This window comes from Ancylomarina sp., from assembly GCF_041555295.1.
Lineage (GTDB): Bacteria > Bacteroidota > Bacteroidia > Bacteroidales > Marinifilaceae > Ancylomarina.
This window is the reverse complement of the sequence record NZ_JBFFKR010000030.1, coordinates 1-24,676: the sequence shown is the minus strand read 5'-3', so window position 1 is coordinate 24,676 and position 24,676 is coordinate 1. Positions and strand designations below refer to the sequence as shown.

The 24,676-nt window shown below is 35.4% G+C and carries 22 protein-coding genes; 7 read left to right on the top strand and 15 right to left on the bottom strand.

The window, feature by feature from the left end; genetic code table 11:
- The coding region (locus ABY905_RS04435; protein WP_372640964.1) for a Calx-beta domain-containing protein at positions 1-1,384 on the bottom strand (1,384 nt) is incomplete at its 3' end.
- Between the two features lie 1,133 nt (positions 1,385-2,517).
- Here ABY905_RS04435 and ABY905_RS04430 point away from each other — a divergent pair.
- From ABY905_RS04430 to nadD, 4 genes are all read left to right on the top strand, one after another.
- Positions 2,518-3,852, top strand: a complete 1,335-nt coding sequence (locus ABY905_RS04430) for an MATE family efflux transporter (protein ID WP_372640962.1) — start codon at positions 2,518-2,520, stop codon at positions 3,850-3,852.
- 107 nt (positions 3,853-3,959) lie between these two features.
- Complete coding sequence (locus ABY905_RS04425) at positions 3,960-4,838, top strand: YicC/YloC family endoribonuclease (protein ID WP_372640960.1); 879 nt, start codon at positions 3,960-3,962, stop codon at positions 4,836-4,838.
- Positions 4,839-4,915: 77 nt separating this feature from the next.
- Positions 4,916-5,479 carry a guanylate kinase gene (gene gmk / locus ABY905_RS04420; protein ID WP_372640958.1) on the top strand — a complete coding sequence of 188 codons (564 nt, stop codon included), beginning with the start codon at positions 4,916-4,918 and terminating at the stop codon, positions 5,477-5,479.
- A gap of 72 nt (positions 5,480-5,551) precedes the next feature.
- The gene (gene nadD / locus ABY905_RS04415; RefSeq protein ID WP_372640956.1) at positions 5,552-6,127 is read left to right on the top strand and encodes a nicotinate (nicotinamide) nucleotide adenylyltransferase; all 576 of its coding nucleotides are present in this window, start codon (positions 5,552-5,554) and stop codon (positions 6,125-6,127) included.
- A gap of 752 nt (positions 6,128-6,879) precedes the next feature.
- Here nadD and ABY905_RS04410 read toward each other — a convergent pair.
- The 6 genes from ABY905_RS04410 to ABY905_RS04385 form a co-directional block, all read right to left on the bottom strand.
- Positions 6,880-7,596, bottom strand: a complete 717-nt coding sequence (locus ABY905_RS04410; RefSeq protein ID WP_372640954.1) for a hypothetical protein — start codon at positions 7,594-7,596, stop codon at positions 6,880-6,882.
- Between the two features lie 290 nt (positions 7,597-7,886).
- Positions 7,887-8,084, bottom strand: coding sequence for a PspC domain-containing protein (locus ABY905_RS04405; protein WP_372640952.1), 198 nt, complete (start codon positions 8,082-8,084; stop codon positions 7,887-7,889).
- 91 nt (positions 8,085-8,175) lie between these two features.
- Positions 8,176-8,430, bottom strand: coding sequence for a hypothetical protein (locus tag ABY905_RS04400; RefSeq protein WP_372640950.1), 255 nt, complete (start codon positions 8,428-8,430; stop codon positions 8,176-8,178).
- A 256-nt stretch (positions 8,431-8,686) separates the two neighbouring features.
- Entirely contained in the window at positions 8,687-9,961 is a 1,275-nt protein-coding gene (locus ABY905_RS04395) for a hypothetical protein (protein WP_372640948.1), read from the bottom strand.
- A gap of 45 nt (positions 9,962-10,006) precedes the next feature.
- On the bottom strand, positions 10,007-10,456 hold the full coding sequence (locus ABY905_RS04390) for an anti-sigma factor (protein ID WP_372640946.1): 450 nt from the start codon (positions 10,454-10,456) through the stop codon (positions 10,007-10,009).
- Entirely contained in the window at positions 10,440-10,928 is a 489-nt protein-coding gene (locus ABY905_RS04385; RefSeq protein WP_372640944.1) for an RNA polymerase sigma factor, read from the bottom strand. The genes ABY905_RS04390 and ABY905_RS04385 overlap by 17 nt, the downstream gene beginning before the upstream one ends.
- Positions 10,929-11,148: 220 nt before the next feature.
- Between ABY905_RS04385 and ABY905_RS04380 the strand changes: the two genes are divergently transcribed.
- Complete coding sequence (locus ABY905_RS04380) at positions 11,149-11,871, top strand: head GIN domain-containing protein (protein WP_372640942.1); 723 nt, start codon at positions 11,149-11,151, stop codon at positions 11,869-11,871.
- Positions 11,872-11,959: 88 nt separating this feature from the next.
- Here ABY905_RS04380 and ABY905_RS04375 read toward each other — a convergent pair whose 3' ends face one another.
- From ABY905_RS04375 to ABY905_RS04340, 8 genes are all read right to left on the bottom strand, one after another.
- On the bottom strand, positions 11,960-12,196 hold the full coding sequence (locus ABY905_RS04375) for a hypothetical protein (RefSeq protein ID WP_372640940.1): 237 nt from the start codon (positions 12,194-12,196) through the stop codon (positions 11,960-11,962).
- A 45-nt stretch (positions 12,197-12,241) separates the two neighbouring features.
- The gene (locus tag ABY905_RS04370; RefSeq protein WP_372640938.1) at positions 12,242-14,368 is read right to left on the bottom strand and encodes a Tex family protein; all 2,127 of its coding nucleotides are present in this window, start codon (positions 14,366-14,368) and stop codon (positions 12,242-12,244) included.
- A 269-nt stretch (positions 14,369-14,637) separates the two neighbouring features.
- Entirely contained in the window at positions 14,638-15,831 is a 1,194-nt protein-coding gene (locus tag ABY905_RS04365) for an NAD(P)/FAD-dependent oxidoreductase (RefSeq protein ID WP_372640936.1), read from the bottom strand.
- Between the two features lie 40 nt (positions 15,832-15,871).
- Positions 15,872-17,149 carry a DEAD/DEAH box helicase gene (locus ABY905_RS04360; RefSeq protein WP_372640934.1) on the bottom strand — a complete coding sequence of 426 codons (1,278 nt, stop codon included), beginning with the start codon at positions 17,147-17,149 and terminating at the stop codon, positions 15,872-15,874.
- A gap of 204 nt (positions 17,150-17,353) precedes the next feature.
- Positions 17,354-18,541 carry a class I SAM-dependent rRNA methyltransferase gene (locus tag ABY905_RS04355; RefSeq protein WP_372640932.1) on the bottom strand — a complete coding sequence of 396 codons (1,188 nt, stop codon included), beginning with the start codon at positions 18,539-18,541 and terminating at the stop codon, positions 17,354-17,356.
- 81 nt (positions 18,542-18,622) lie between these two features.
- The gene (locus ABY905_RS04350; protein ID WP_372640930.1) at positions 18,623-19,210 is read right to left on the bottom strand and encodes a 3'-5' exonuclease; all 588 of its coding nucleotides are present in this window, start codon (positions 19,208-19,210) and stop codon (positions 18,623-18,625) included.
- Positions 19,211-19,273: 63 nt separating this feature from the next.
- Positions 19,274-19,903, bottom strand: a complete 630-nt coding sequence (locus ABY905_RS04345) for a DUF5063 domain-containing protein (protein ID WP_372640928.1) — start codon at positions 19,901-19,903, stop codon at positions 19,274-19,276.
- Positions 19,904-19,982: 79 nt separating this feature from the next.
- Entirely contained in the window at positions 19,983-21,881 is a 1,899-nt protein-coding gene (locus ABY905_RS04340; protein ID WP_372640926.1) for an ATP-dependent DNA helicase RecQ, read from the bottom strand.
- A gap of 247 nt (positions 21,882-22,128) precedes the next feature.
- Between ABY905_RS04340 and guaB the strand changes: the two genes are divergently transcribed.
- Complete coding sequence (gene guaB / locus ABY905_RS04335; protein WP_372640924.1) at positions 22,129-23,598, top strand: IMP dehydrogenase; 1,470 nt, start codon at positions 22,129-22,131, stop codon at positions 23,596-23,598.
- A gap of 88 nt (positions 23,599-23,686) precedes the next feature.
- The gene (locus ABY905_RS04330; protein ID WP_372640922.1) at positions 23,687-24,529 is read left to right on the top strand and encodes a hypothetical protein; all 843 of its coding nucleotides are present in this window, start codon (positions 23,687-23,689) and stop codon (positions 24,527-24,529) included.
- Positions 24,530-24,676 lie beyond the last annotated feature (147 nt).

The window sequence follows — 24,676 nt, the reverse complement described above, 5'->3', positions numbered from 1 at the left end:
CCATATAATCACTATCGGCTGTCGTTGCGGTCCCATCAGCACTTGTTACATCTACCGTAAAACCTCCTTGTACGGCATTATCTAGTGTTGCAGTTACTGTAATGGCTCCACCATTTTCTGCACCACTGATATCTGCGATACTTACTGCTGCCGCATCATCATTATCAATGGTTACTGTGGCTCCATCGGTAATATCTACTGCAAGTGTTGTTGCAAGTAAGTTGCCTTGAGTAATGGTTACAGTCTCATTGGCCTCTAACTTAGTATCTCCTGTCGGAGTCAGGGTGAACGTTTGTGTCTCTCCAGCTGTTCCTGCAAAAGTTAAGGTATGACCTGATATGGCCATATAATCACTATCGGCTGTCGTTGCGGTCCCATCAGCACTTGTTACATCTACCGTAAAACCTCCTTGTACGGCATTATCTAGTGTTGCAGTTACTGTAATGGCTCCACCATTTTCTGCGCCACTGATATCTGCGATACTTACTGCTGCTGCATCATCATTATCAATGGTTACTGTGGCTCCATCGGTAATATCTATCACTAATGCTGTTCCTAACAGATTATTCATACTTATTGAAACGGTCTCATCCGTTTCAAAAATTGCATCGGCTGTTGGAGTCAGGGTGAACGTTTGTGTCTCTCCGGCTGTTCCTGCAAAAGTTAAGGTATGACCTGATATGGCCGTGTAATCACTAGCTAGTGTTGCAGTTCCATCCGATGTATTAACATCAACTGTAAATCCATCTACAACTTCAAAATTTAGTGTTGCAGTTACAGTAATGTCTCCACCGTTTTCCGCGCCACTGATATCTGCGATACTTACTGCTGCAGTGGTCTGCTGAGTCCTTACTGTAAAATCACCTGCCTCGGTTGTTGTATTAGCTAAAATAACATCAACTACAACATCAGCTAAAACACCGAAATCCAAGTTTAAGTCAAAACTAAAAGTGCCACCCTTGACTATCGTAGCATCGTTTATTGAGACGATTGCATCATCATCTGCAGTGATGGTACCTGAATTATTAGATATACTTTTAGATGAGTAGACTGGAGTTATTGTTGGTGATATTGAAATAAGATTTCCTCCGTAAGATGAACCTTTATCTGTACTACTTTCATAATTTTCCTTTTCAACAGAATTTATTCCATCAGAATAAATAATATTATATGGTTCTGCATTAGTTCCAATAGTAACATCCAGAGAAGTTGATTCGAAGTAACAAATCGGATCGGTTCCTCTCTCTCTAATCAGAGCATCTTTCGCAAAAATTTGATTTACATACCCTGCAAACAAAAAAATCGTCAACAGTAGAAATGGCGTCTTTAGTTGATACTTGATTAAATTCCTCACATCAAATCTGGAAAATAAAATTGCAGCCATAAATAAATGAATATTAAATTTCATTTCTACTAAAAATAGAATATCACTTAAAAATGAAGTGATATTTTCAGGATGATATCGTTCCGTATCTGACTAAAGAAAATAGTGAGTGGTTTGATAATAAACATCCATTATAGAGGAATAAGCTATCATATTTTACTTCAACTAGAATTGAGCATGTCAACAAACTAATTTGCACTCACATGCAAGTCTAACCAAGTTTAATATCCAGTGAGAACAAAAAGACTATTTCTTGAGAAATGAATAAGGTGTATTTTCGCTTATGTCTTCATTGTAACAAAAACTGAATGTTAAAATGACGTAAAATGGACATCCTAAAGAGATACAAACAAAAAAATCAAATGTGATATTTTCGCCATAAGTTCCAAGAATACTTTCGTTAGATTTGGCCTTAATACAGTGTTAATACAATTCGCGATATTGATGTATATGTATTCCAACACTAGCTTTTACCAATATCTGATTTAAAACACACTTCTTGTGAAAGACCTGTTTTTCTATGACTAAAACTTCTGTTGTGAGAAATAACAATTATAATAAACCTGAGATAAGCAAGGTTTTATTTACAATTCAAAACTCTAAGAAAGGAGAACGATCTTGAAGAAGAATGTAATTCTATAATTCAAACTAAACACATAATTAAGCATTAAAGTAAACTTAACTTTTAATCACTTATTTCAACATTAAAATATTATCAGACTATACAGTTTTAGACTTTATGAAAATAAAAGAAAAATCATTCTCAAAACACTTCATACTTCTTACCTAAAAAAAGATAAAGAAAAAACAACTGATCACCAAAAATAAAAATGGATCACCCTTATTTACATGTGAACCATTCAGATATCATTATTAAAAATTGTAATATTACTTGGATGACTATCAAATAAATTACAATAAGCTTTTCATATGCACAAAATCAACCACTTTAAGGTATTGATAAATAGAAGACATATCCTCTATCAACTAAAAAATTGAAACCTATACCTCCAGTTATTCAACGTAAGATTTAGCAAAATCTAAACCACTTAATTAAATCAATTCTAAATTTATTGAGCCAGATTTTGAGATTCCGAATTAAAATGGGAGCTTTGTAACCCAATAATTTTCCAATGAAAGATTTCACTACTGGAAACGTAGCTCGCCATATATTCAACTTTACGCTACCCATGCTTTTGGGCAATGTATTTCAACAACTTTACAACATTGTTGATAGTATCATTGTAGGTAAAGTTCTTGGCAAAGAGGCTCTAGCCTCTGTAGGAGCCTCATTTCCAATCATATTTACTCTAATTGCCTTATTGATAGGAATTGGTTCTGGCTTTACAATTGTCATATCACAGTTCTATGGTGCTAAGGATATCGATCGTGTAAAACGATCGATTGATACCATGTACATCTTTTTGTTTGTTGCTGGCTTCCTAATATCAATACTAGGCATCGTTTTTAGCGAGAATTTATTCAGATTGCTTCAACTACCAGAGGAACTTATACCCCAAGCGACCACCTACCTGAATATCTACATGGCAGGAATGATTCTCTTCTTTGGATTTAATGGTACTAGTTCGGTACTTCGTGGTCTGGGAGATTCCAGAACACCACTTTACTTTCTAATATTAGCGTCCATCTTAAATATTGTTTTCGATTTACTTTTCGTAATGGTGTTTAAATGGGGAATTGCTGGTGCTGCCTGGGCCACTGTTTTAGCTCAAGGAATTGCCTTTATAGCTGCTCTTCTCTATCTGAATAGCAATCATAAAATCATGAAATTCGCTTTATCTAAACTTAAGTTCGATAAAGTTTTATTTTACAAAAGTTTAAGAATTGGATTACCTTCGGGTATGCAGCATACTTTTGTTGCTATGGGGATGATGGCTCTGCTCGGTATTGTAAATGGGTTTGGTACCGATGTCATCGCGGCTTATACAGCTGCAGGTCGTATTGATTCTCTAGCCATGATGCCAGCCATGAACTTTTCGCAAGCTGTTTCAGCTTTTGTGGGACAAAACCTAGGCGCAAACAAAATTGACCGTGTAAAAAAAGGCTTCAAGGCTACCTTTATCATGTCTAATATTTTCTGCCTGGCTATGACAGCCCTGATTGTGATATTTGGAAGTGATTTAATGAGACTGTTTACAAGCGATCCAAAAGTTATTGAAATCGGGCAAAACTATCTGATCATAGTTAGTTCATTCTACCTGATTTTTTCATCTATGTTTACCATACATGGCGTTTTGCGTGGGGCTGGTGATACACTCATCCCTATGTTTATCACCTTGTTTTCGCTATGGATTATTAGAATTCCTGCAGCATATTTCTTATCAGGTAAAATTGGAGCTGATGGCATTTGGTGGTCAATTCCAATGGGCTGGGTTATTGGAATGAGCTTTTCGTATGTTTATTATCGAACTGGAAAATGGAAGACAAAAGCAGTCACAATGCAATAATATCAATAATAATCATTGACAAAGACTCGGTTTTAATAACTTAGCTCACCGTCAATTTGCAAATCGCACTCAAAGGCTTACCTTTGCAAAAATCAACTTTCGCTACTATGTTAATATCAATGACGGGCTTCGGAAAAGCCACTATTGAATTGGAAAACAAAAAGGTTTCCATCGAAATAAAATCCCTTAACAGCAAACAGCTAGATATCTTCACACGAATTCCAAACCTGTATAAGGAAAAAGACTTGGTACTTCGTAATGATATCAAAAAACAGCTAGAGCGAGGTAAGGTTGAACTTTCAATCTTTATTGAAAGTGTTGGTGCTGAAAAAGAGACAAAAATCAATCAACCCATTGTTGAGGCATACTATCGTCAACTTCAAGATTTATCTAAGAAATTAAACATTTCTATTGATAATGAGCCTTTATTGAGTACTATTATCAAACTACCTGACACATTAAAAGTTGAATACCAAGCTTTTGATGAAAACGAATGGGAGTTAATTCATAAAGGTGCTCAAGAAGCTATTGCTGAACTTATCAAGTTTAGAACTCAGGAAGGAACTGCTCTTGAAGAAGATATCTTTTCGAGAATCTACAATATTGAAAACTTACTAGCACAAGTTCCTCAATTCGAAGAAGACAGAATCAACACAATCAAAACAAGGATTAATGATAATCTAAACGAATTCGTTGAGAAACAGCACATCGATAAAAATCGTTTTGAGCAAGAAATGATCTATTATCTTGAGAAATTTGATGTTACTGAGGAGAAAGTACGTCTTGCTAATCACTGTAAATATTTCATCGAAACGGCTCAAATCAATGAACCTATAGGTAAAAAATTAGGTTTTATTGCACAAGAAATTGGTCGTGAAATAAACACTCTGGGTTCAAAAGCAAATGATACTAATCTTCAGAAAATTGTCATTCAAATGAAAGACGAATTAGAGAAGATTAAAGAGCAATTATTGAACGTGCTTTAATCAGTATTTCAAACAAACTATCAAGCAATTTCGAATATTCATATCCCGATTCATTTCGGGATTTTCATATCAAAAAAATGTCTGGCAAACTCCTTATATTTTCGGCTCCAAGTGGAGCTGGAAAAACGACTATCGTTAAGTACCTACTGACAAAAGATTTCAAACTAGAGTTCTCCATTTCGGCAACTAACCGTCCAATGAGACCAAACGAAGTTGATGGTAAAGATTATCATTTCTTAAGTACTGAAGATTTCCAAAATAGAATTAATAAAGGGGATTTTTTAGAATGGGAAGAAGTTTATAAAGGCTGTTTTTACGGCACACTTAAAAGCGAAGTTGAGCGTATAACCTCAAATGGAAACAATGTAATTTTCGACGTTGACGTGGTTGGTGGACTTAATATCAAAAAGTATTACGAAGACAAAGCTTTAGCTGTTTTCATTCAACCTCCTTCGGTTGAAGAACTCGAAAATAGATTGAGAGGTCGTTCCACTGAAAGTGAAGAGGTTATTAGAAATCGAGTTGATAAATTTATATATGAGCTAAGTTATGCTAAGCGTTTCGATACTATTATTATTAATGATAAATTGGAAGATGCATTAAACGAAGCAGAAGAAACTTTGACTAAATTTCTAAAATAATATTAAACCGTGATTTATGTAGCGTTCATATATCACGGTTTTTTACACCTAACAGCACACATTAGATAGACTATGAAAATTGGACTTTACTTCGGATCATTTAACCCTATTCATATTGGACACCTGGCTATTGCTAATTTCATGGCTGAATATACCGATTTGGAAGAGATTTGGTTTATTGTAAGTCCTCATAATCCATTAAAAAATAAGGCAAGCCTTTTGGCCGATTATCACCGATTTGAGCTTGTTAAATTATCAATTGAAGCTTATCCTCAGTTTAAAGCTTCAAATATTGAATTTGGCTTACCACAACCTTCTTTTACTATTGATACGCTTAGCTACCTAAGAGAAAAGCATGACAAGCATCAATTTGCTCTAATTGTTGGTTCTGACAACCTGAATAGTTTTACCAAGTGGAAGAATTACGAGTTACTATTACAGAATCACGAACTTTACGTCTATCCTCGCCCTGGTTTTAAAGATGAAGATATCAATTTACCAGGCACAATTCATATTGTTCCAGCTCCATTAATGGAAGTTTCTTCTAGTTTTATTCGTCAGGCAATCAAAGAAAAAAAAGAAATACCATTCTTCTTGCCATCTCCAGCATATCAATATATCAAGGATATGCATTTTTACGAAAAATAATTATCAGTTAATTATAAAAAAAAACATAATATTCACTTGTGTAAAGCATATTTAATTTATAAATTAGTTAACCTTTTATAAATTAAATACAAGATAACAATGACACTTGCCAAGGTCTTAGAGAATAGAATCAAGTTGATTGAGAAAGACACTCCCATATACTTCTCACAAATTGAGCAACAAAAACTCGGCGTTACATTTATGTATTACATTTCAATCTTCTTTTTGATATTTGGAATTATAATCGCTCTTCTAAGCTCTGTGCAGATATCTATATTTAGTGAGAGATGGATCAAGTCTGGACTATTCTATTTATGTACCCTTATGTTTCTGTTAAGAATATATGGGTATGGAAAATATATGACTCTTAAAAAACACAAAGCATATCTTAAACAAGTTCTAAATCATGTGAAAGATTATGAAACGCTACTCCCTAATTCAATCAATTCTGATCTTGAAAAAGAAATAACTTCAAAGAGCATTTACCTCATACATATTTTAATAGGTGCATTAGCAGTACTCGGTGGTGTTTGTTTTTTGTATAATCTTGAATTCTGGGCTCACTTCGATCTTATCATCTTTTTAGTTTGGAGTATCTATGGTTTACTCTGCTTTCATAAGATTCAAAAAATAAAACAAATAAGCTCTACATTCAAAAACCAACTTAAGTATTCAGCAAAAAAGTATTAAATAATAGAAAGCCCTATTGACGTGAATCGATAGGGCTTTCAAATATCTTATATTCGATTTACTTACAGAGTAAAAGCAAGACTAAACAACAAGCGTTCACTTACCGGGTTTAGACTAATTCCAGCTCGTACTGGTAAAGCATATTGCTCGCTAAATTTAATTTGATCGTAGACAGTCATTCCCATATTAACAACATTCATTTTATCAGCATAAAAGCCTTTTGCAGGTGTCATTCCTAATGCCCAGGCAACTTTCTTACCTCCAATAAAGTTAGAATATCCTAATTCTACATAGGTTGAGTAGCGCTGATCGTTATCGGCATCTCGATCATATTCACCATAAAACAGCACAGAGGTCATTATTGAGATTGGAAACTTTTCACATCCTTTATATTTTGCTACAGCATCAAAAAAGTGAACACTTTTATCGCTATCAAAATCAAAGAATTTTGAATCTTCAAAATCCACATTAGGACAATAAAAATCGTAAAGGCTAAACTGAAACAAAGCTGTGTTATAGCTCACATAGAAATCAACCTCCTGATAAGACTCATCAAGAGCATATGATCCCCAAACGCCATAAGAGAATTTTCCTGTCTGGAAATTCAATGTTGGTTCAATACAAGGTGCGTTCCCCGAAAAACGTGCACGCCATACATGTCGGCTTACCACATCAACGCTTAGTGATACATCCTTTTTTTTTGATTCATTACTAGCTTGCGCACTGAAAGTCAATAAGACTGCCATTGATAACAATAGCAAACTTCTAAAAATTCTCATTCGTTCTGGTGTTTGTTGTTTAAAGCTGGTCTGATTAAAGCAAAAGGAAACATGATAAATATCAGATAAAACGCTTGATTGACAAGGTTTAGAAAATATTTCCTTTTCTCAAAATCGATGCAAAAATAGAATAAAAATCCATCCAAAATAATAGAAGCTTAAAAAATACGATATTTTTTAAAACAGCTAAATATCCAACCGCTTTAATGGTATAATAAAACACTAATAGTAAAGGAAATATGAATACATCAGCAAGAGTTCACTCATGTTGTATAAAGTAAAACAATAGTCTACATGACTTCGTAATAATCGGGCATTACGAACATTAATATCAAATAAACAATCAGGCCTGGGAAACCTGCACTAAAAATAGAAAGCAAAACATAAGCCACACGAACAACTGTAACATCTAAACCCAGATATTCAGCGATACCAGCACAAACGCCAGCAATCATTTTATTCGATGATCGTTGTAACTTTTTCTTCATAAAATAAACACATTAATTCACCGAAAATCTCACACATTATTACCATTCAAAATGATTTGTGTCAGATTATCGGCGGAAAAAAACGATTGAATTAATCTTCAAACTCTTCGTCATACAAGTCTTCTTGACTTTCTAACTCATCATTGTAGAAAGTTTCGGCCTCGTCCATAACATCCTCAATAAGTTCCTTCTCTTTAGGTTCTTCATCAAGCCAGTAAACAGTTTGACTTGAATTAAAATCCTCAACATCACATTCGATGATACAACGAGGGTCCTTTGTGTGAATGATAAACAAAGTGTCTGGTAATTCTTGCGAATTATCCGCTAATAAAAATTTAGGTAGCATAATTGTAGTTTTATAAGAGCTTCTGCAAAGATAAACATAGAAAACTTCTAAAGACAACAAAGTCAATAGAAAAACAAAAAAAAATGAAACGATAAAAACTTACGCCCCATTCTTTATGCTATTATACTAAACGTATTAAGTAATGTGTCGTAATAATTACAGCCTCAATTTAAACAGGACAAAATCTCACTGGAAAGATATTAACCTTTAACGCCTAATAATGGAAAAGACCAGCTTCTGCTGGTCTTTCTTATTCCTAATTTGTCAACTTAAATCGAACCAAACGAAGTGGAACGCCTGATGCTTTTTTCAAAGTCTGTAAGGCATAAATATAACCATCCCGAAATACCATTTTCGAAGGTGTTATTTGTAGATCATAGCCATCACAAACAAAACTGCTTTGACTGACGAACTTACCATCCTCTTTATAAATCCAAACATTAAATTTATTAGCATTTACCTCTTTCGGGAATTCAAAAAATAACAGATTACCATCAGAATCCTTTATTATATTTGAAAATACAGGCACTGGCAAAGGCTTAGAAATATTCTTAAAATCTTCTTCCATTTCCCCGATTACTTTGTCTAAAGCCAGCTTATTCTCTTGCGGAGAAACCCAGCTGGCAAAGCTTGGATTTTTAATGCTCTTATATCTATCGATAGCCCTCTGTTGTATCTCTTTTTGCTCTGGTACTGATACATAATTACGAGCCCAGCCTATCTTATCTTTTGATTTTAGCTTACCATCGAAATCATAAACCATGACCTCACCTGTATCAGGGATAGCAATAACTAATTCCTTCCCAGAAACAGCAATCTTTGGATGAGATGTTAAACCTTTATCATTCGTCAATGGCATTGTATTAATAGAAAACATGCCTCTTTCCTTAAATGTATAGCTGTATTGAAACATGGTGGTATACCCTTTAGCACAAGATCTATCGGTAAAGTGCTCCCATATTACATTCTCTTCATTAGTTTCATAATCAACTATAGAAACAAAATCTCTAAACTGATCTTTCCAAATTACCCAGCCTGAGACTGCAATTTTTGTATCACTTATAGGAATCATCTGCTTAGCAGCATAATCAAGCTTAAGGGTTTTAATGTATTTCCCATTAAAATCACAACATACCATATTCCCCATATTATCTAATTTGGTGAATAGATTATTATTAATCACTCCTTCAATTGGATCAATACGTTTAAATTGTTTCCCATTACTATTTTTAATTCCAAACTCTTTGATAAATTTCCCATCATCTGAAAATTTACTGTAGTAATTTCGGTATTGATGGTTTACAACTACTGAACCATCAGGTAATAGTTTAAGCGATTTTCTATTGCCCATTGGGGTATTATAAATGGTATCGTAATAGGTTTCAAAAACCTGATTCCAATTGTTATTCTGAGCGTATTCGGTATCAGGAATTAATTTAACAGGTCCTTTTTTATAAATATCAATAAGGTTCTGTGCTGACACAGACATTATAATTCCAGAAAGTAGTATAGTAAATACAAATTTTCTCATTTTGTTATTTTTAAATTGAACAAATGGTTAGTTTTCTCTTGAATTTCACTCTACATAAAATTCAGTCACTTTACCTGTAGGATCAACCACATTGATAATCATCTTTTGTTGGCTAATAGGTAAATTGGCATCGTAATCCTCATCAAAACTCTGCAACATGCTTATTTCATTTTGTTTCAAATCCCTATTAGTCGGGAAAATTATGATACAGAATAAAAGAACACAAGCAGCTGACAAAGCATAAATCAATCTCCTTTTCAAAACAAGACGTCTCTTGTTTACCTGAAGAGGGAGAATCATCGGAGGAATTCCGATGGTATTTTCGGTTAATGAATTCAATGCATTTTTAATATCAATGGCCCTTTTTCGATGTGCGATAAGCTTACTTTCGCAAGACTCACAATTAGTCAGATGATCCTTTACGAAAACACGTTCTTCCAAATTTGTTTCCCCATCAATATACTTTTGAATTAATTCATTAGTTATACAGCTCATCACATTGACATTTTAATTCGATCTCTATTTTCTTTAATATTCTAGATAGTGTTTTACCCACTGAAGTGATTTTAATTTCAGTGACTTCAGCCATTTCCTTGTAGGATAGTCCTTCGCTATATAAGACAACAAGGAAACGTTCATCAGGCTTCAATCTATCCAGGGCTAGATTAAGAGCAGCTTTTGCAGCTGAATTATCATTGTCTTCATCTTCAATTCTACTTGCCTCAATCAAATCGATAGTTTCAAATCGCTTCTTCTCTCTCCAGTAGTCAATACACTTATTATATGTCGCTCTATAAAGCCAACTTTTTGGGTAACGCACTTTTTCGCCTCGATTTACCTTATCGAAAAAGTAAATAAATACCTCTTGTACTATATCAGATACAACATCACCATCGTAAACCATTTTTCGTGCGACACGAAACATAGCCTCATAATTATCATTGTATATTTTTTCGAAGGTCTCCAATAAACTGCTTTTAATACTTAGTCGTAAGCAATCACCATTTGTGACAATTTTATTTAACTTTTTTGAAATTTATTTTTCAAATTCGCATTCCACAAATCTCAGATAAAACTAACATAGTTTTTGAGATTAAGTTTAAAAACTATTAAAACTGTAACTTTTCGTACCTACTTAGCGTCATATACACAGATTAACATTTTCACACAACAAACACTTAAATAATATGAAACAAATTAACAAAATTAGTTTATTCTTAATCGTACTTGTATTAGGAACAACATCATGTATAAACGCACAATTCTCAGGCGAAAAGGGTAATGGGAATTTAGTAAAGCAAGATAGAGAGGTTGGTCATTTCACAGCGATTTCAGCTGGTACTGGCCTTGATATTTATGTGGTACAAGGTGACAAAGAAGCCGTAACTGTTGAAACTGACGAAAACCTTCAGGATAATATTATCACCGAAGTTCGTGGAGGCAAATTAGTCGTAAAGGTTGAAGATCGTATTCGCAGAGCTAAGGCAATGTCGGTATATATTACTTTGGTCGATGTCAATGAAATTCACATCTCAAGTGGTTGCGATTTCGAAACAAAATCAATAATCAAAGTTAAAGATTTAGATATTGAAGTAAGTTCTGGAGCAGATGCAAAATTAGACATCCATGCTGACAAACTTTCGTGTTCTGTTAGCTCTGGTGCTGATGCCGATTTATGGGGAACAGCAAACTACTTTTATGCAAAGGCAAGCAGTGGTAGCGATTTAGATGCTCATGAATTGACAGCAAAAATCTGTAAGGCAAAAGCATCTAGTGGTGCTGATGTAACCGTAAATGCTACTGAAGAAATTGACGCCTCAGCAAGCTCTGGTGGCGATGTAAGTTATTATGGCAACCCAACTAAGGTTGACGTAAATACCTCTAGCGGTGGAGATGTTAATCGACGCTAATACTCAATCGCTAAAAGAGCCTGTTCCAATGGAACAGGCTCTTTGTTTATAGCTCTTTTTGATGATCAATGACACAATGATCAAACCCTTATTTTTTCTTTCTTTTACTCTCCACTTCTTCAATGTAATCACCTAAACCTTCGAATGGCATATAAGTTTTTGGAATACCCAATTTTGCAGAAGGATCATTAGCCGATAAATCATTTTTTGCCCCACACTCAGGACAAACAACGGTATGATGATTCGTAATTTCTAAAATATTAACTACAATTTCTCCCTGGCACTTTGGACATTCAATAATAACTTCCTGATCGTTAAAATCCATAATTAAATGTATTTATAAGTTTACACTTCTTTTTATATCTAAACTCTATTGCTCAACATCTTTCATAGATAGTTGAATTCTTTTTCGAGCCACATCAACCTCAGTAATTTTCACATTAACATGCTGATGCAACTGAACCACATCTGCTGGGTTCGACACAAAACGGTTAGCCAATTGAGAAATATGAACCAACCCATCTTGCTTAACTCCCACATCTACGAATGCCCCAAAGTTAGTGATATTGGTTACAATACCTGGTAACTCCATACCCAATTCCAATTGTTCAATTTTATATATTCCATCTTTAAATTGAAAAACTTTAATCACCTGACGTGGATCACGCCCTGGCTTTTCAAGTTCTTCCATAATATCCTTCAAAGTAGGCAAACCCACTTCAGATGTCACATAATCATTCAAGTTTATCTTCGAACGAATTTCTTTATCGTTAATCAAATCCTCAACTGAGCATTTCTGATCTTTCGCCATTTCTTTAACAATGCCATAAGCTTCGGGATGCACGGCCGAATTATCCAATGGATTCTTAGCATTCTGAATACGTAGGAAACCTGCACATTGTTCAAAAGCCTTTGCGCCCATTCTCTTAACTTTCATCAACTCCTTACGAGATGAAAAAGCACCTAATTCAGAGCGGTAGTCAACAATGTTTTGAGCCAACTGAGGTCCTAAACCTGACACATAGGTTAGTAAATGTTTACTTGCTGTATTCAAGTTGACTCCAACCTTATTGACACAAGATTCCACAACCTGATCGAGACTTTGATGCAATAAATTCTGATCTACGTCGTGTTGATACTGCCCCACCCCTATCGATTTTGGTTCAATTTTCACCAACTCTGCTAAAGGATCCATCAGTCGACGACCAATGGAAACTGCACCACGAACAGTCACATCATATTCCGGAAACTCTTCTCGTGCAACTTTAGAGGCTGAATAAATGGATGCCCCTGCTTCACTCACCACAAAAACCTGTACTTTTCTATCGTAATGTAGATTGGTCACAAAATGCTCAGTCTCACGACCTGCCGTTCCATTCCCAATAGCAATAGCTTGAATATTATAAGTTTCAACCATATTGGTCAGCTTACGAGCTGCCATATTTCCCTGGTTCTGGGGAGCATGTGGGTAAATGGTTTCGTTATGTAATAAATTGCCTTGAGCATCTAAGCAAACAACCTTACAACCCGATCTAAAGCCTGGATCAATAGCCAAAACACGCTTTTGTCCTAAAGGAGACGACAATAACAATTGTCTTAAGTTCTCGGCAAATACACGAATCGCTTCTGTATCGGCAGCTTCTTTTGAACTTTTGGCAAACTCAGTTTCAATTGAAGGATTTAACAGACGCTTGTAGGCATCTTTTCCTGCTAATTCAACCTGCTTTGAAGATGAAGTCTGACCTTTCACAAAAATCCGATTCAGCTTCTCCAAAACTTCATCCTCTTCTGGAGCAATACCAACTCGAAGTATACCTTCTGCCTCGCCACGACGCATGGCGAGCAATCGGTGAGAAGCTGAATTTTTAAGAGGCTCCTCTGAATCGAAATAGTCCTTAAACTTAATACCTTCTTCTTCTTTACCTTTTACAAGCTTACAACGAATAGTTGCCTTGCGCTGAAAAATATTACGAACTGAACTTCGAGCAAGTTCATTTTCATTAATCCATTCTGCAATAATATCTCTAGCTCCCTGTAAAGCTTCTTCCTCATCAGCAACTTCATCATTCAAGAATTGAGAAGCTTTTGATTCAGGATCTTTTTCGTTTTGGGACATTAAAATCTTTGCCAAAGGTTCTAAGCCTTTTTCTCGAGCTTTTACAGCTCTGGTTTTACGCTTAAGTTTATAGGGCAAATATAAATCTTCTAACTGATTGAGTTGAGTACAAGCATTCAGTTTAGTACGTAATTCATCTGTAAGCTTGTCCTGTTTTTCAATGGCATCGGTAATGCTTTCCCGACGTTTATCTAACTCCTTTAGTCGAGTAAGTTCATCTTTAATATCCCCAATCTGCACCTCATCTAAACTACCCGTTCGTTCCTTTCTATAACGAGCGATAAAAGGCATTGTTGCTCCTTCATCAAGTAATTCTACAGTGTTTTTAACTTGAGAGGCTTGGATTCCCAAGCTCTTGGCTATACTATTGATATAATTCATTTCTGTTGTTATATATTTTATAGAACTCAATGGTTTTGCATTGCTTCGATCTACGCGGCTATTGCTTCCGCTTACATTTGTATTTTACCGGCCTACAAATGCATTTTTCGAGCTTACATTTGTATTCCTTCCGCCTACATGTGTGTTCCTTCAGCTTACATTTGTATTCCTTCTACCTACATGTGTGTTCCTTCAGCTTACATTTGCATTGCTTCTGCCTACATGTGTGTTCCTTCAGCAATCATCACATCAAATTCGATTGTGACTTATTACTGATTAGATAAATATCGCTGTGCTTCTTGGGATGAACGTTCAACACAATCTTCCAATGAGAGTCCATTAAAGAAGTTACCAGTGATATAAACACCTGTTTTTTGTGCTTGTGAAATTATGGCAGCCATACGTTCCTTATGTCCTACTTTTATCAGCGGAAGGGTATGGTTCGCTTTTTGAGTTTGAGGTATTTCATCTAGTGATAAAAGCCTAGCCATTGTAGCTGATTGCTCCCCATTGGAGGCATCATCCTGCTGAAAATGGCAAGCAAATCCTCTGTATTTTTCGTCAACCAACACATCACGAGTTACCATTGAATAACAAGCTCCCTGAAGAGGAATCACAAAAGTTACGGGTTCAATGCCTGGCTTATCTTTTTCTAATATAAGAGCAGTTGATTCCAGATTCTGGATAGGAAATTCACACAACAAATCAGCCAGTTCAGGATTCATTCCATTTACCAGATTTGAAACCTGTTTAGGCGAAGATGCAAATGCTAAATCTGTAGACTGGTACGAACTTCCATCTTCAGTATGGATTGAGAATCCAACGGCCTTTTCAAGTGAACTTACTCTTTTATTATAAGCAATATCAATATTTTCATGTGCTAAAATAGCTTCAGCTATAGACGACATTCCTTTTTTAAGGATAAAGCTTTTAGGATGACTTTTACTTTTTGTTTTTCTGCTTTTCAGAAAATATTCAGCAGAGAAATCATCGGCATTCTGGACAATTACTGCAGAAAACATGCGAGTAAAAACCTTATTATAATTTTTCTTACCAAGTACATTTGAGAAATACTCCTTTACCGTTTTGCCATCGCGTTTGGATACGAATAATTTTGGCACATTGGCCAATAATTCCAATTTCGACAAAGGAGCAAATATCTTCTCATGCTTATTGGTAAAAAGCTTCATGCTTAATTTTTCTCGAGCTACAATATCAGCTTCCAAACCTATTGACTGAATTAGATCAATCACATTGGTGTAACTCGAATAAAATGTATGAGCTCCCATCTCTACCCAAAAATCATCATCACCATAGAGGGTATTCAAACAACCTCCTGCCTTCTCATTAGCTTCTAACAACAATACTTTTTTACCCGTTTGGGCAATTCTAAATGCCATTGTAAGTCCACTTATACCGGCTCCAACAATAGCAATGTCGTAGTTTTCAGAGAGAGTCTTCATAGTAATGAGATATGAGTAATTAGATTTTAGTTCATTATACCTATTTCTTCTTAAACGGACGCTTTTTGAAGATTTTCTTAGGCCCTTTTCTTCTCGATTTCGGGTTATAAACAGGGGCTTCACCTAATTCAGAAGGAACAGGAATTTTGAAGATCTCTTTTTCAATCAAATCTTCAATACTCTTAAAATCCATCTGATCTTTTTCGGTAATAAAGGTCAAAGCAACTCCTTCAGAAGCAGCACGAGCAGTACGTCCAACTCTATGCACATAATCCTCAGCATCTCTAGGGACATCGAAATTAATTACCAAATCGATTGAATCGATATCAATCCCTCGGGCTATAATATCTGTAGCAACTAAAATTTGATATTTTTTGTTTCTGAAGCCTCTAAGTACCTCTTCGCGTTCGTTTTGTTCCAAATCAGAATGAATGCCTTCAACTGCAAATTTCTGACGTTTTAACTCTTTTGTCATCGCCTTAACATTCAACTTAGTTGAAGAAAAGATAATAACCGATTTCACGTCTTTATCTTTGAGTAAGATCCCGATCAAAGGAATTTTTTGAGTATCATAAAGCATATAAGCAGCTTGCAAAACGCCTTCGGCTGGTTTCGAAATAGCTATATTTATACTCTCAGGGTTAACCATGATACTACTGGCCAATTTTCTCATCTGCTCGGGCATTGTTGCTGAGAACATCAGGTTTTGGCGCTGCTTGGGTAGGTGATTTACAATTTGCATTAAATCCTCGTAGAATCCCATATCGAGCATTCTATCTGCCTCATCAAGAATCAAGTGCTTAACCTGTTTGGTATTCACATAACCTAAATTCAAGTGGGAAATCAAGCGACCTGGAGTCGCAATAATCACATCAGCTCCAGTCATCAAACCCTTTTTTTGCTGATCCCAAACCCCAGAGTCACCACCGCCATAAACTGAAAGGGATGAAATTGAAAGGAAATAAGCAAAACCCTGCATTTGTTGATCAATCTGCAAAGCTAATTCACGAGTAGGAACCAATATTAAAGTACTGAATCCTTCAATTTTATGTTTTTGGATTTTATCCATTATTGGCAATAAATAGGCCGCAGTTTTACCCGTACCTGTTTGTGCACAAACGATTAAATCCTTATTATCCATAATTTGTGGTATGGCCAACTCCTGAACAGGAGAAGGTGTTTCGAAGCCCATAGCATCAAGGCCTTCCATGATGTCGGGACAAAAGTCAAGTTCTGAAAATTTCAAGTTTTCTGAATAATTATTATATGAATAATATGAAACATGAGATTGAGTTTTCTTCAATTTTACAGCTTCCATGACTTACAGAACCCATCTCACAATATAATACCAAATTGGTGTCTCAATAGTCGTCTGTCAGTTTGCTTTAACCACTTTTAAAGACCTATCCGAAGATACAAAAAAGAATTGAAACGCATCATAAGATAGATTCATCCAACTCTTCTCTTCCTTATACAATTAAGTTTGGGCTATTTACAACCCAAACTAGAATGTCTTACTTGCTTACTCCACATACAATACTAATCCCTTTAGGTAATCTCCTTCAGGATGGAAAATATTGACTGGGTGATCGGCTGGCTGATTCAATTGGTGAAGAATTCGAACACGACGTCCAGCATTAGCTGCAGCAACAAAAACAGCTTTTCTGAATTCCTCTTTACTCACAGCTTGCGAACAAGAGAAAGTAAACATGATTCCTCCTTTTTTAATGGCTTGAAAACCTTTCAAATTTAATCGCTTGTAACCTTTAAGCGCATTTGACAAAACGTTCTTGTGCTTTGCAAATGCAGGAGGATCTAAAACAATTAAATCATATTTCTGATCAGAATCATCCAAATATTTAAAAGCATCTGTAGCAAATGCCTCATGTCTCTTATCACCAGGAAAGTTCAATTCAACATTTTCATTAGTTATCTCAATAGCTCTTACTGAACTATCAACCGAGTGAACCAAATTTGCTCCACCTCGCATAGCATAAAATGAGAAGCCACCTGTGTAACAGAACATATTCAATACTGAACGTCCTTTTGAATAACGCTCCAATAAAGATCTGTTTTCACGTTGATCGATAAAGAAACCTGTTTTCTGTCCTTCTAACCAATCCACCTTAAATTTCAAGCCATTCTCGACAGCTGTGAAATCCTTAGTTTCGCCCAATAAGTATTCGTTAGTTGGTTCTATTCCCGATTTGAAAGGAATAGTCCCTTCTGATTTATCGTAAACAGCAATCAACTCATCTCCCAAAACTTCTTTTAAGGCTTCAGCTATTTCAGTGCGATGCAAGTGCATACCCACCGAGTGAGCTTGAATGACAGCAGTACCTGCATAAAAGTCGACAATTAAACCGGGTAAATTGTCACCTTCACCATGTACCAAACGACACACATTATTATTCTCAATACCTAACAAACCTATTTCACGACGAACGCAACAAGCCGAAGCTAATCTTTCAACCCAAAAGTCTTTATTTATCTCAACAGGCTCGAAACTTAAAATACGAACAACAATAGAACCAATAGCAATATGTCCTAGTGCTAAAAATTCATCATTATCACTGTAAACCGATACCAAATCCCCTTCTTCTAAACCTTCGTCAACACGAGCAACAGCCCCAGAAAAAATCCAAGGGTGAAAACGTTTAATCGCGTTTTCTTTATCTTTCTTTAATACAACTTTGGGATAACTAATCATGAAAATTCTTATTTGTAATTGACTCAAGCAAAAGCTAAAGTCCATGTTATTTTAATTCTTAATATGGAAAGCCAAATGAAATTATCTAGCAATACTGGCTTTTAGAGCATTGTAAATCTCTAATGAAACCCATGCGTCAGTTGCTGCATATCGCAATTGTCCAACGCTCAATTCCACTGCTTCCCAGTTTGAAACTTGCTGGCGTTTCGAAATTCTAATTTTTAAAACGATAGCCGCTAGTTTTTTTAACGAATAATTCTCTATTCCGAAACTAGACACATATTGCTGAAGTTCTAAAAATGAGTTACCATCAAAATCAGTGATATCTTGTAAACCTTTGATATCATCCTTAATGGCTGCACCTACTTTTATAATTTCAGGATCGTTTAACAAATCGATAATAGAAAAAGGTAGCCCTATCCTATTCAACCGAAACAAAAAACTTTTCTCAAAACTTGATAATTGTAATAAAGCCACAGAATTAACATTTCCTTTTGTAAAAGAGGGCTTGGTCTCTGTATCGAATCCCAGGACTGGAAATTGCTTCAAATACTCAACTGCTTCTTTTAAGCCTTCATCACTATCAATTATCACTATTTCACCTTCGAAAGCTTCTAAAGGGAGGTCATTGATTTCTTCTTTTGTTATAGTCTTCTGAAAACTGATCATTCTTTATATTTTTCATTGTCCGCTGATCATCTGCAGGCTGGTCGTTTTATTGCTAATTAATAGCTATTCTTCTTCATTTCCCCACTGCTGCTGACGCTGAGAGAATATTGACTGACTCATATCTAATCGATCTACGGAGGATGATGCTTGATCATTCAAATCATCTTCCATTTTTTCCGGATGTGCCAATAAATAATGAATCGCTCTCAACGAACTGACAATCGATTGTCCCCAATGTTGGTAGAAATTATTATTCAAATCCCAAAGGGCATCGTTCATGATATCAACACTTGCGATACGGTATGAAGTTAAAAAGTCCTTTAGATCTTGATAAATATCAGCAAAATTTTCAGAAATAGAGGCAACAATGGGCTCATCGCTATCGCGCATACCATCATCAAAGACTTCAAGGTATTCGTCATTAGCTCCCATTTTTTCAATCACAGCAGTTCTAATATACTCCCAATCGCCTTCTCCTACAAACTTCTCTATCTCTTCGTCAAACTCATTCTCTACTTTTGGTAATAAACTCGCCTTTAGATATAATAGGGGTAATAGTTTTTGCGAACGATCAATAAAATCCATTTTAGAAATCTTACTGCTCGATTCCAAGAGTATACAAAACTCATTGGCAACAGTCACAAATTCTATGGTATTCTTATCGTAAACCTGATGTTCAAAATTCTCTTCCATTTCTCAAATTCTAGTGTAATCATGCAAAATTAATAAGATTTTGACAATAATGATTGATCTGGATACAATTCTCACGGATTCAAGCTAATCGAATCTTATCATCTCGTGAAGTTTTAAGCTCATCATTGTCCATCATGATACGAATAACCTCTAAAAGTTTCTTTTCTGGATATTGGCTTGCCTCTACCAATTCATAGACTGAACTTTCTTCTTTAGCCAACGTTTTCTTTACTTCTGACTGAATTAGCTGATACATTTTGTTTTCAATATCATCATCCTTTTCCTTACAAACATCGCACTCACCGCATACTGGCGCATTCAATTGACCAAAATATTCCAACAATAATTTAGATCGGCAAGTCTCTGTAGATTCTGCATAAGATAACACAGAATTAATTTTATCTTCAAACCTTTCTTTTCTATTCTGATAAACTTCCTTAGTAAATTTAAGATACTGCACGGGTAATCGTTCTTGTGTGTATATAATGAATGGCGTTTTCTTCCTTGGAATATATTTTATAATGCCATGCTGAGACAAATCTTTCAAATTGTCTATCAAAATTTTCACATTAATTTTCTTTCTGTAAGCCAGGGAATCTAAATTTACAGGCACAAAATCGGTAAACAAGCCCGTATAAGTCCTAAGAAGCAGTTTTATAAAATCATCTTGTTGTTTATTCTCCAACTGATATCGATATAAATCGTCTCGATTAATCGCAAAATGTAATTTTGTCGAATGCTCTAAATCATCCGTTATTTCCAGATATCCGGCTCTCTGCAATATTTTAAGACTATTGAAAGCATGCAGAACATTAAATTTAAATTTCTGACAGAAAAGTGCCAAGTTAAAATCAAAGACAGCATCTCTACCAGCACCTTCAGCAATTTGCAGGAAATTACCCACTGCCTGATAAACTCTCTTTACGGTATCAATCTCTGGATACGAGGTTTTTATTCTTTTTAGCAACTGTACTTTATCTGGATTAGAATAAAGCATCACAGCATAAGCTCTTTTCCCATCACGACCTGCTCGACCCGCTTCCTGGAAATATGCTTCAAGTGTATCAGGCAAATCGAGATGAACGACTGTTCGAACATCAGATTTGTCAATCCCCATTCCAAAAGCGTTGGTAGCAACAATGACTTGAACTTTCCCATCTCTCCACCTCTCCTGCCTCATATCCTTTAAAGCATTATCAAGACCAGCATGATAAAACTCAGCTTTAACCTGATTTAGTTTAAGGAACTCAGCGATCTCCTTACATTTCTTCCTACTCCTCACATAAACAACTGAACTACCCTTCTGCTTTCTAAGAATTTTTAACAGATAACGGTTTTTATCTTCAACATGCCTCACTAAATAAGACAGGTTGGAACGCTCGAAACTTTTTCTGAAAACATTTTTCTTAGCAAAACCTAATCGATCTTGAATATCATCAACAACCTCGGGTGTTGCCGTAGCCGTAAGTGCTAAGACAGGCACTTCAGGCAAAAGTTCTCGTAGGTGGATGATTTTTAAATATGATGGGCGAAAATCATAGCCCCATTGCGAAATACAATGAGATTCATCTATAGCAATCAAACACACTTTCATGCTTAAAAGCTTTTCTTGAAAAATTGCTGTACTTATTCTCTCAGGCGATATGTATAGGAATTTATTATTGCCATAAAGACATTTGTTCAAAATCACTTCAATCTCATCTCGCGTCAAACCAGAATAGATCAATTCAGCCTTAATGCCTTTTTCTTTAAGGTTAAAAACCTGATCCTTCATTAAAGCAACCAAAGGAGATACCACGAGACAAAGTCCATCCATGGCAAGAGTGGGCACCTGAAAAGTCAAAGACTTCCCTCCTCCTGTTGGCATTAGGCCCAAAGTATCACAACCTTTAACTACAGATTGGATAATATCCTCTTGTAAAGGACGAAATTCATCGTAACCCCAATATTTTTTTAATACTTTGTGGTATGCACTCATTTAACTCAAAATTTCTAAAGACATCCTTATCAGAAACACCAAAACTCACTATTACAAAAGGGAAACAGACATTTCAGGAATTTAATATACACATTAAAACTTCAATAAACATGTCCAAATATCACGTTCTTTTCATACAAAACTAAGCATCTAAAATCAATTAACACTTTTTTAGATTATTGGACAAGACTTATCACACTATTTTTTTGTAATTTCGCATGCAATTTAAATCTAAAATTATTGCATAATGTCATTCGTATCTGATAAAATTGTTTCTGATGGATTAACATTTGACGACGTACTTTTAGTGCCAGCTTTTTCTGAAGTCTTGCCTAAAGACGTAAGTCTAAAAACTCAATTCTCACGCACCATTACGCTAAACACCCCAATTGTTTCAGCAGCAATGGATACCGTAACAGAATCGGCTCTAGCAATTTCTATTGCCCGTGAAGGAGGAATTGGAGTTATTCACAAAAACATGAGCATCGCTGCTCAAGCCAAACAGGTTATAACGGTTAAGAGAGCCGAAAACGGAATGATTTATGATCCTATTACCATTGCCCCAAACAAAGTGGTAAAAGATGCTATTGCGCTTATGAAAGAGTACAAAATTGGTGGTATTCCTGTTATTGATGAGAACAAAGTTCTTCTTGGAATTGTAACTAATAGAGATTTACGTTTTGAGTTACAGATGAACAAAGCCATTTCTGAAGTCATGACTTTTGAGAACATCGTAACGACTAATGCAGGTACTGACCTTGATCAGGCTGCTGCCATTCTTCAAAAACACAAAATTGAAAAATTGCCAGTTCTCGACTCAGATAATAAGCTTATCGGTTTGATTACTTACAAAGATATTACGAAGGCAAAAGATAAGCCTTTAGCTTGTAAAGATGAAAAAGGTCGTTTGAGAGTTGCTGCTGCAGTAGGTATTGCAGGTGATACACTTGATAGAGTTGACGCTTTAGTAAAAGCTAGTGCAGACGCTATTATTATTGATACAGCTCACGGTCACTCTAAAGGAGTAGTTGACTTATTGAAAAAAGCAAAGAAGCAGTATCCTGACATGCAATTTATTGTTGGTAATATCGCAACACCTGAAGCGGCTTTAATGCTTGTAAAAGCTGGTGCTGATGGTGTAAAAGTTGGTATTGGTCCAGGATCAATTTGTACTACTCGTGTTATTGCTGGTGTGGGTGTACCACAGTTATCAGCAATCTACGAAGTTAGCAAGGCTTTAGAAGGCACTGGTGTTCCGGTAATTGCTGATGGGGGTCTACGTTATTCGGGTGATATCGTAAAAGCTCTTGCTGCTGGTGCAAATTCAATTATGGCAGGTTCATTACTTGCTGGTGTTGAAGAATCTCCAGGAGAAACAATCATTTTTAATGGTCGTAAATTCAAAGCTTACCGTGGAATGGGATCAATCGAAGCTATGGAAAAAGGTTCAAAAGATCGTTATTTTCAGAGTGATGAAGATGATATTAAAAAATTAGTTCCAGAAGGAATCGTAGGACGTGTACCTTATAAAGGAACACTTTATGAAGTAATCTATCAATTACTTGGTGGTTTACGTGCTGGAATGGGCTATTGTGGATCTGCTAATATTGAAGCTCTCCACAATGCTAAATTTGTAAAAATCACAGCTTCTGGTATGGCCGAAAGTCATCCACACGATGTAGCAATTACACGTGAAGCTCCTAATTACAGTAGATAATCTTCTCGGAGATTAACATTATAATCGGCAATTGGTCTTTTCACTGATTGCCAATAATATTTGAGTTAAAACTTATTAAAACCTAACTATGACAAGAAATATCATCTTACTAATAATTCTTCTAGGATTTATATCATGTAACTCAAATAACACCCTTGATAATCCTACGGTAGCAAAAGTTGATGATTCTTACTTGTATCTAAATAAAATAAGAGAACTTATTCCCAATAACAGCTCAAAAGAGGACAGCATAATAATTGCTCAAAATTACATCCACCAATGGATAAAAAAACAACTTCTTGTATCAAGAGCTGAACTCAACCTGACAAACGAAGATCAGGATGTGGAAGAAATGGTCGAAGATTACCGTTCTTCACTGATCATTCATAAGTACCAGCAGCATTTAATCGAGCAAAAGCTCGATACTATCGTTTCACACGCCGAAATTGATAAATACTACCGTGATTACCCAGGCAATTTCCTATTAAACCGTAATATTGTCAAGGCTGTTTATATTAAAATCCCCAAACCTGTACCACAAGCTAAGAAGATCAAACAGATCTATAAATTGAAGAAAAATGAAGATTGGGATAAATTAGAGGACTACTGCTTTCAAAATGCCACAAAATTTGATAATTTTAGCGAGCAATGGATTTATTCTCAAAATTTGCTTAGTCAAACACCCATAAAGGTAAAAAACGAAGAAATTTTTCTAAGAAGAAATAAGTACTTCGAAGCAGAGGATAGTACATTCCATTATTTGATAAATATTCAAGATTATAAATTGAAAAAGGAGATTGCTCCACTTTCGTTCGTAGATCAGGATATCCGAAAAATTATTATCAATAAGAGAAAAATACAGTTTATTAAAAACATGGAGGAAAGTATCTTTAGAGATGCCGAATCAAAAAACAAATTCAAAATTTACTAATCTATCACATATGCGCAACATTATTTTTAAAGTCTGCACGTCATTAGCCTTATTGGCTATCGTTTTTACAACGAGTCAAGCACAGGATAATTCGATTGATAAGATCATTGCTGTAGTTGGCAATCAAGTTGTCTTAAAATCAGACGT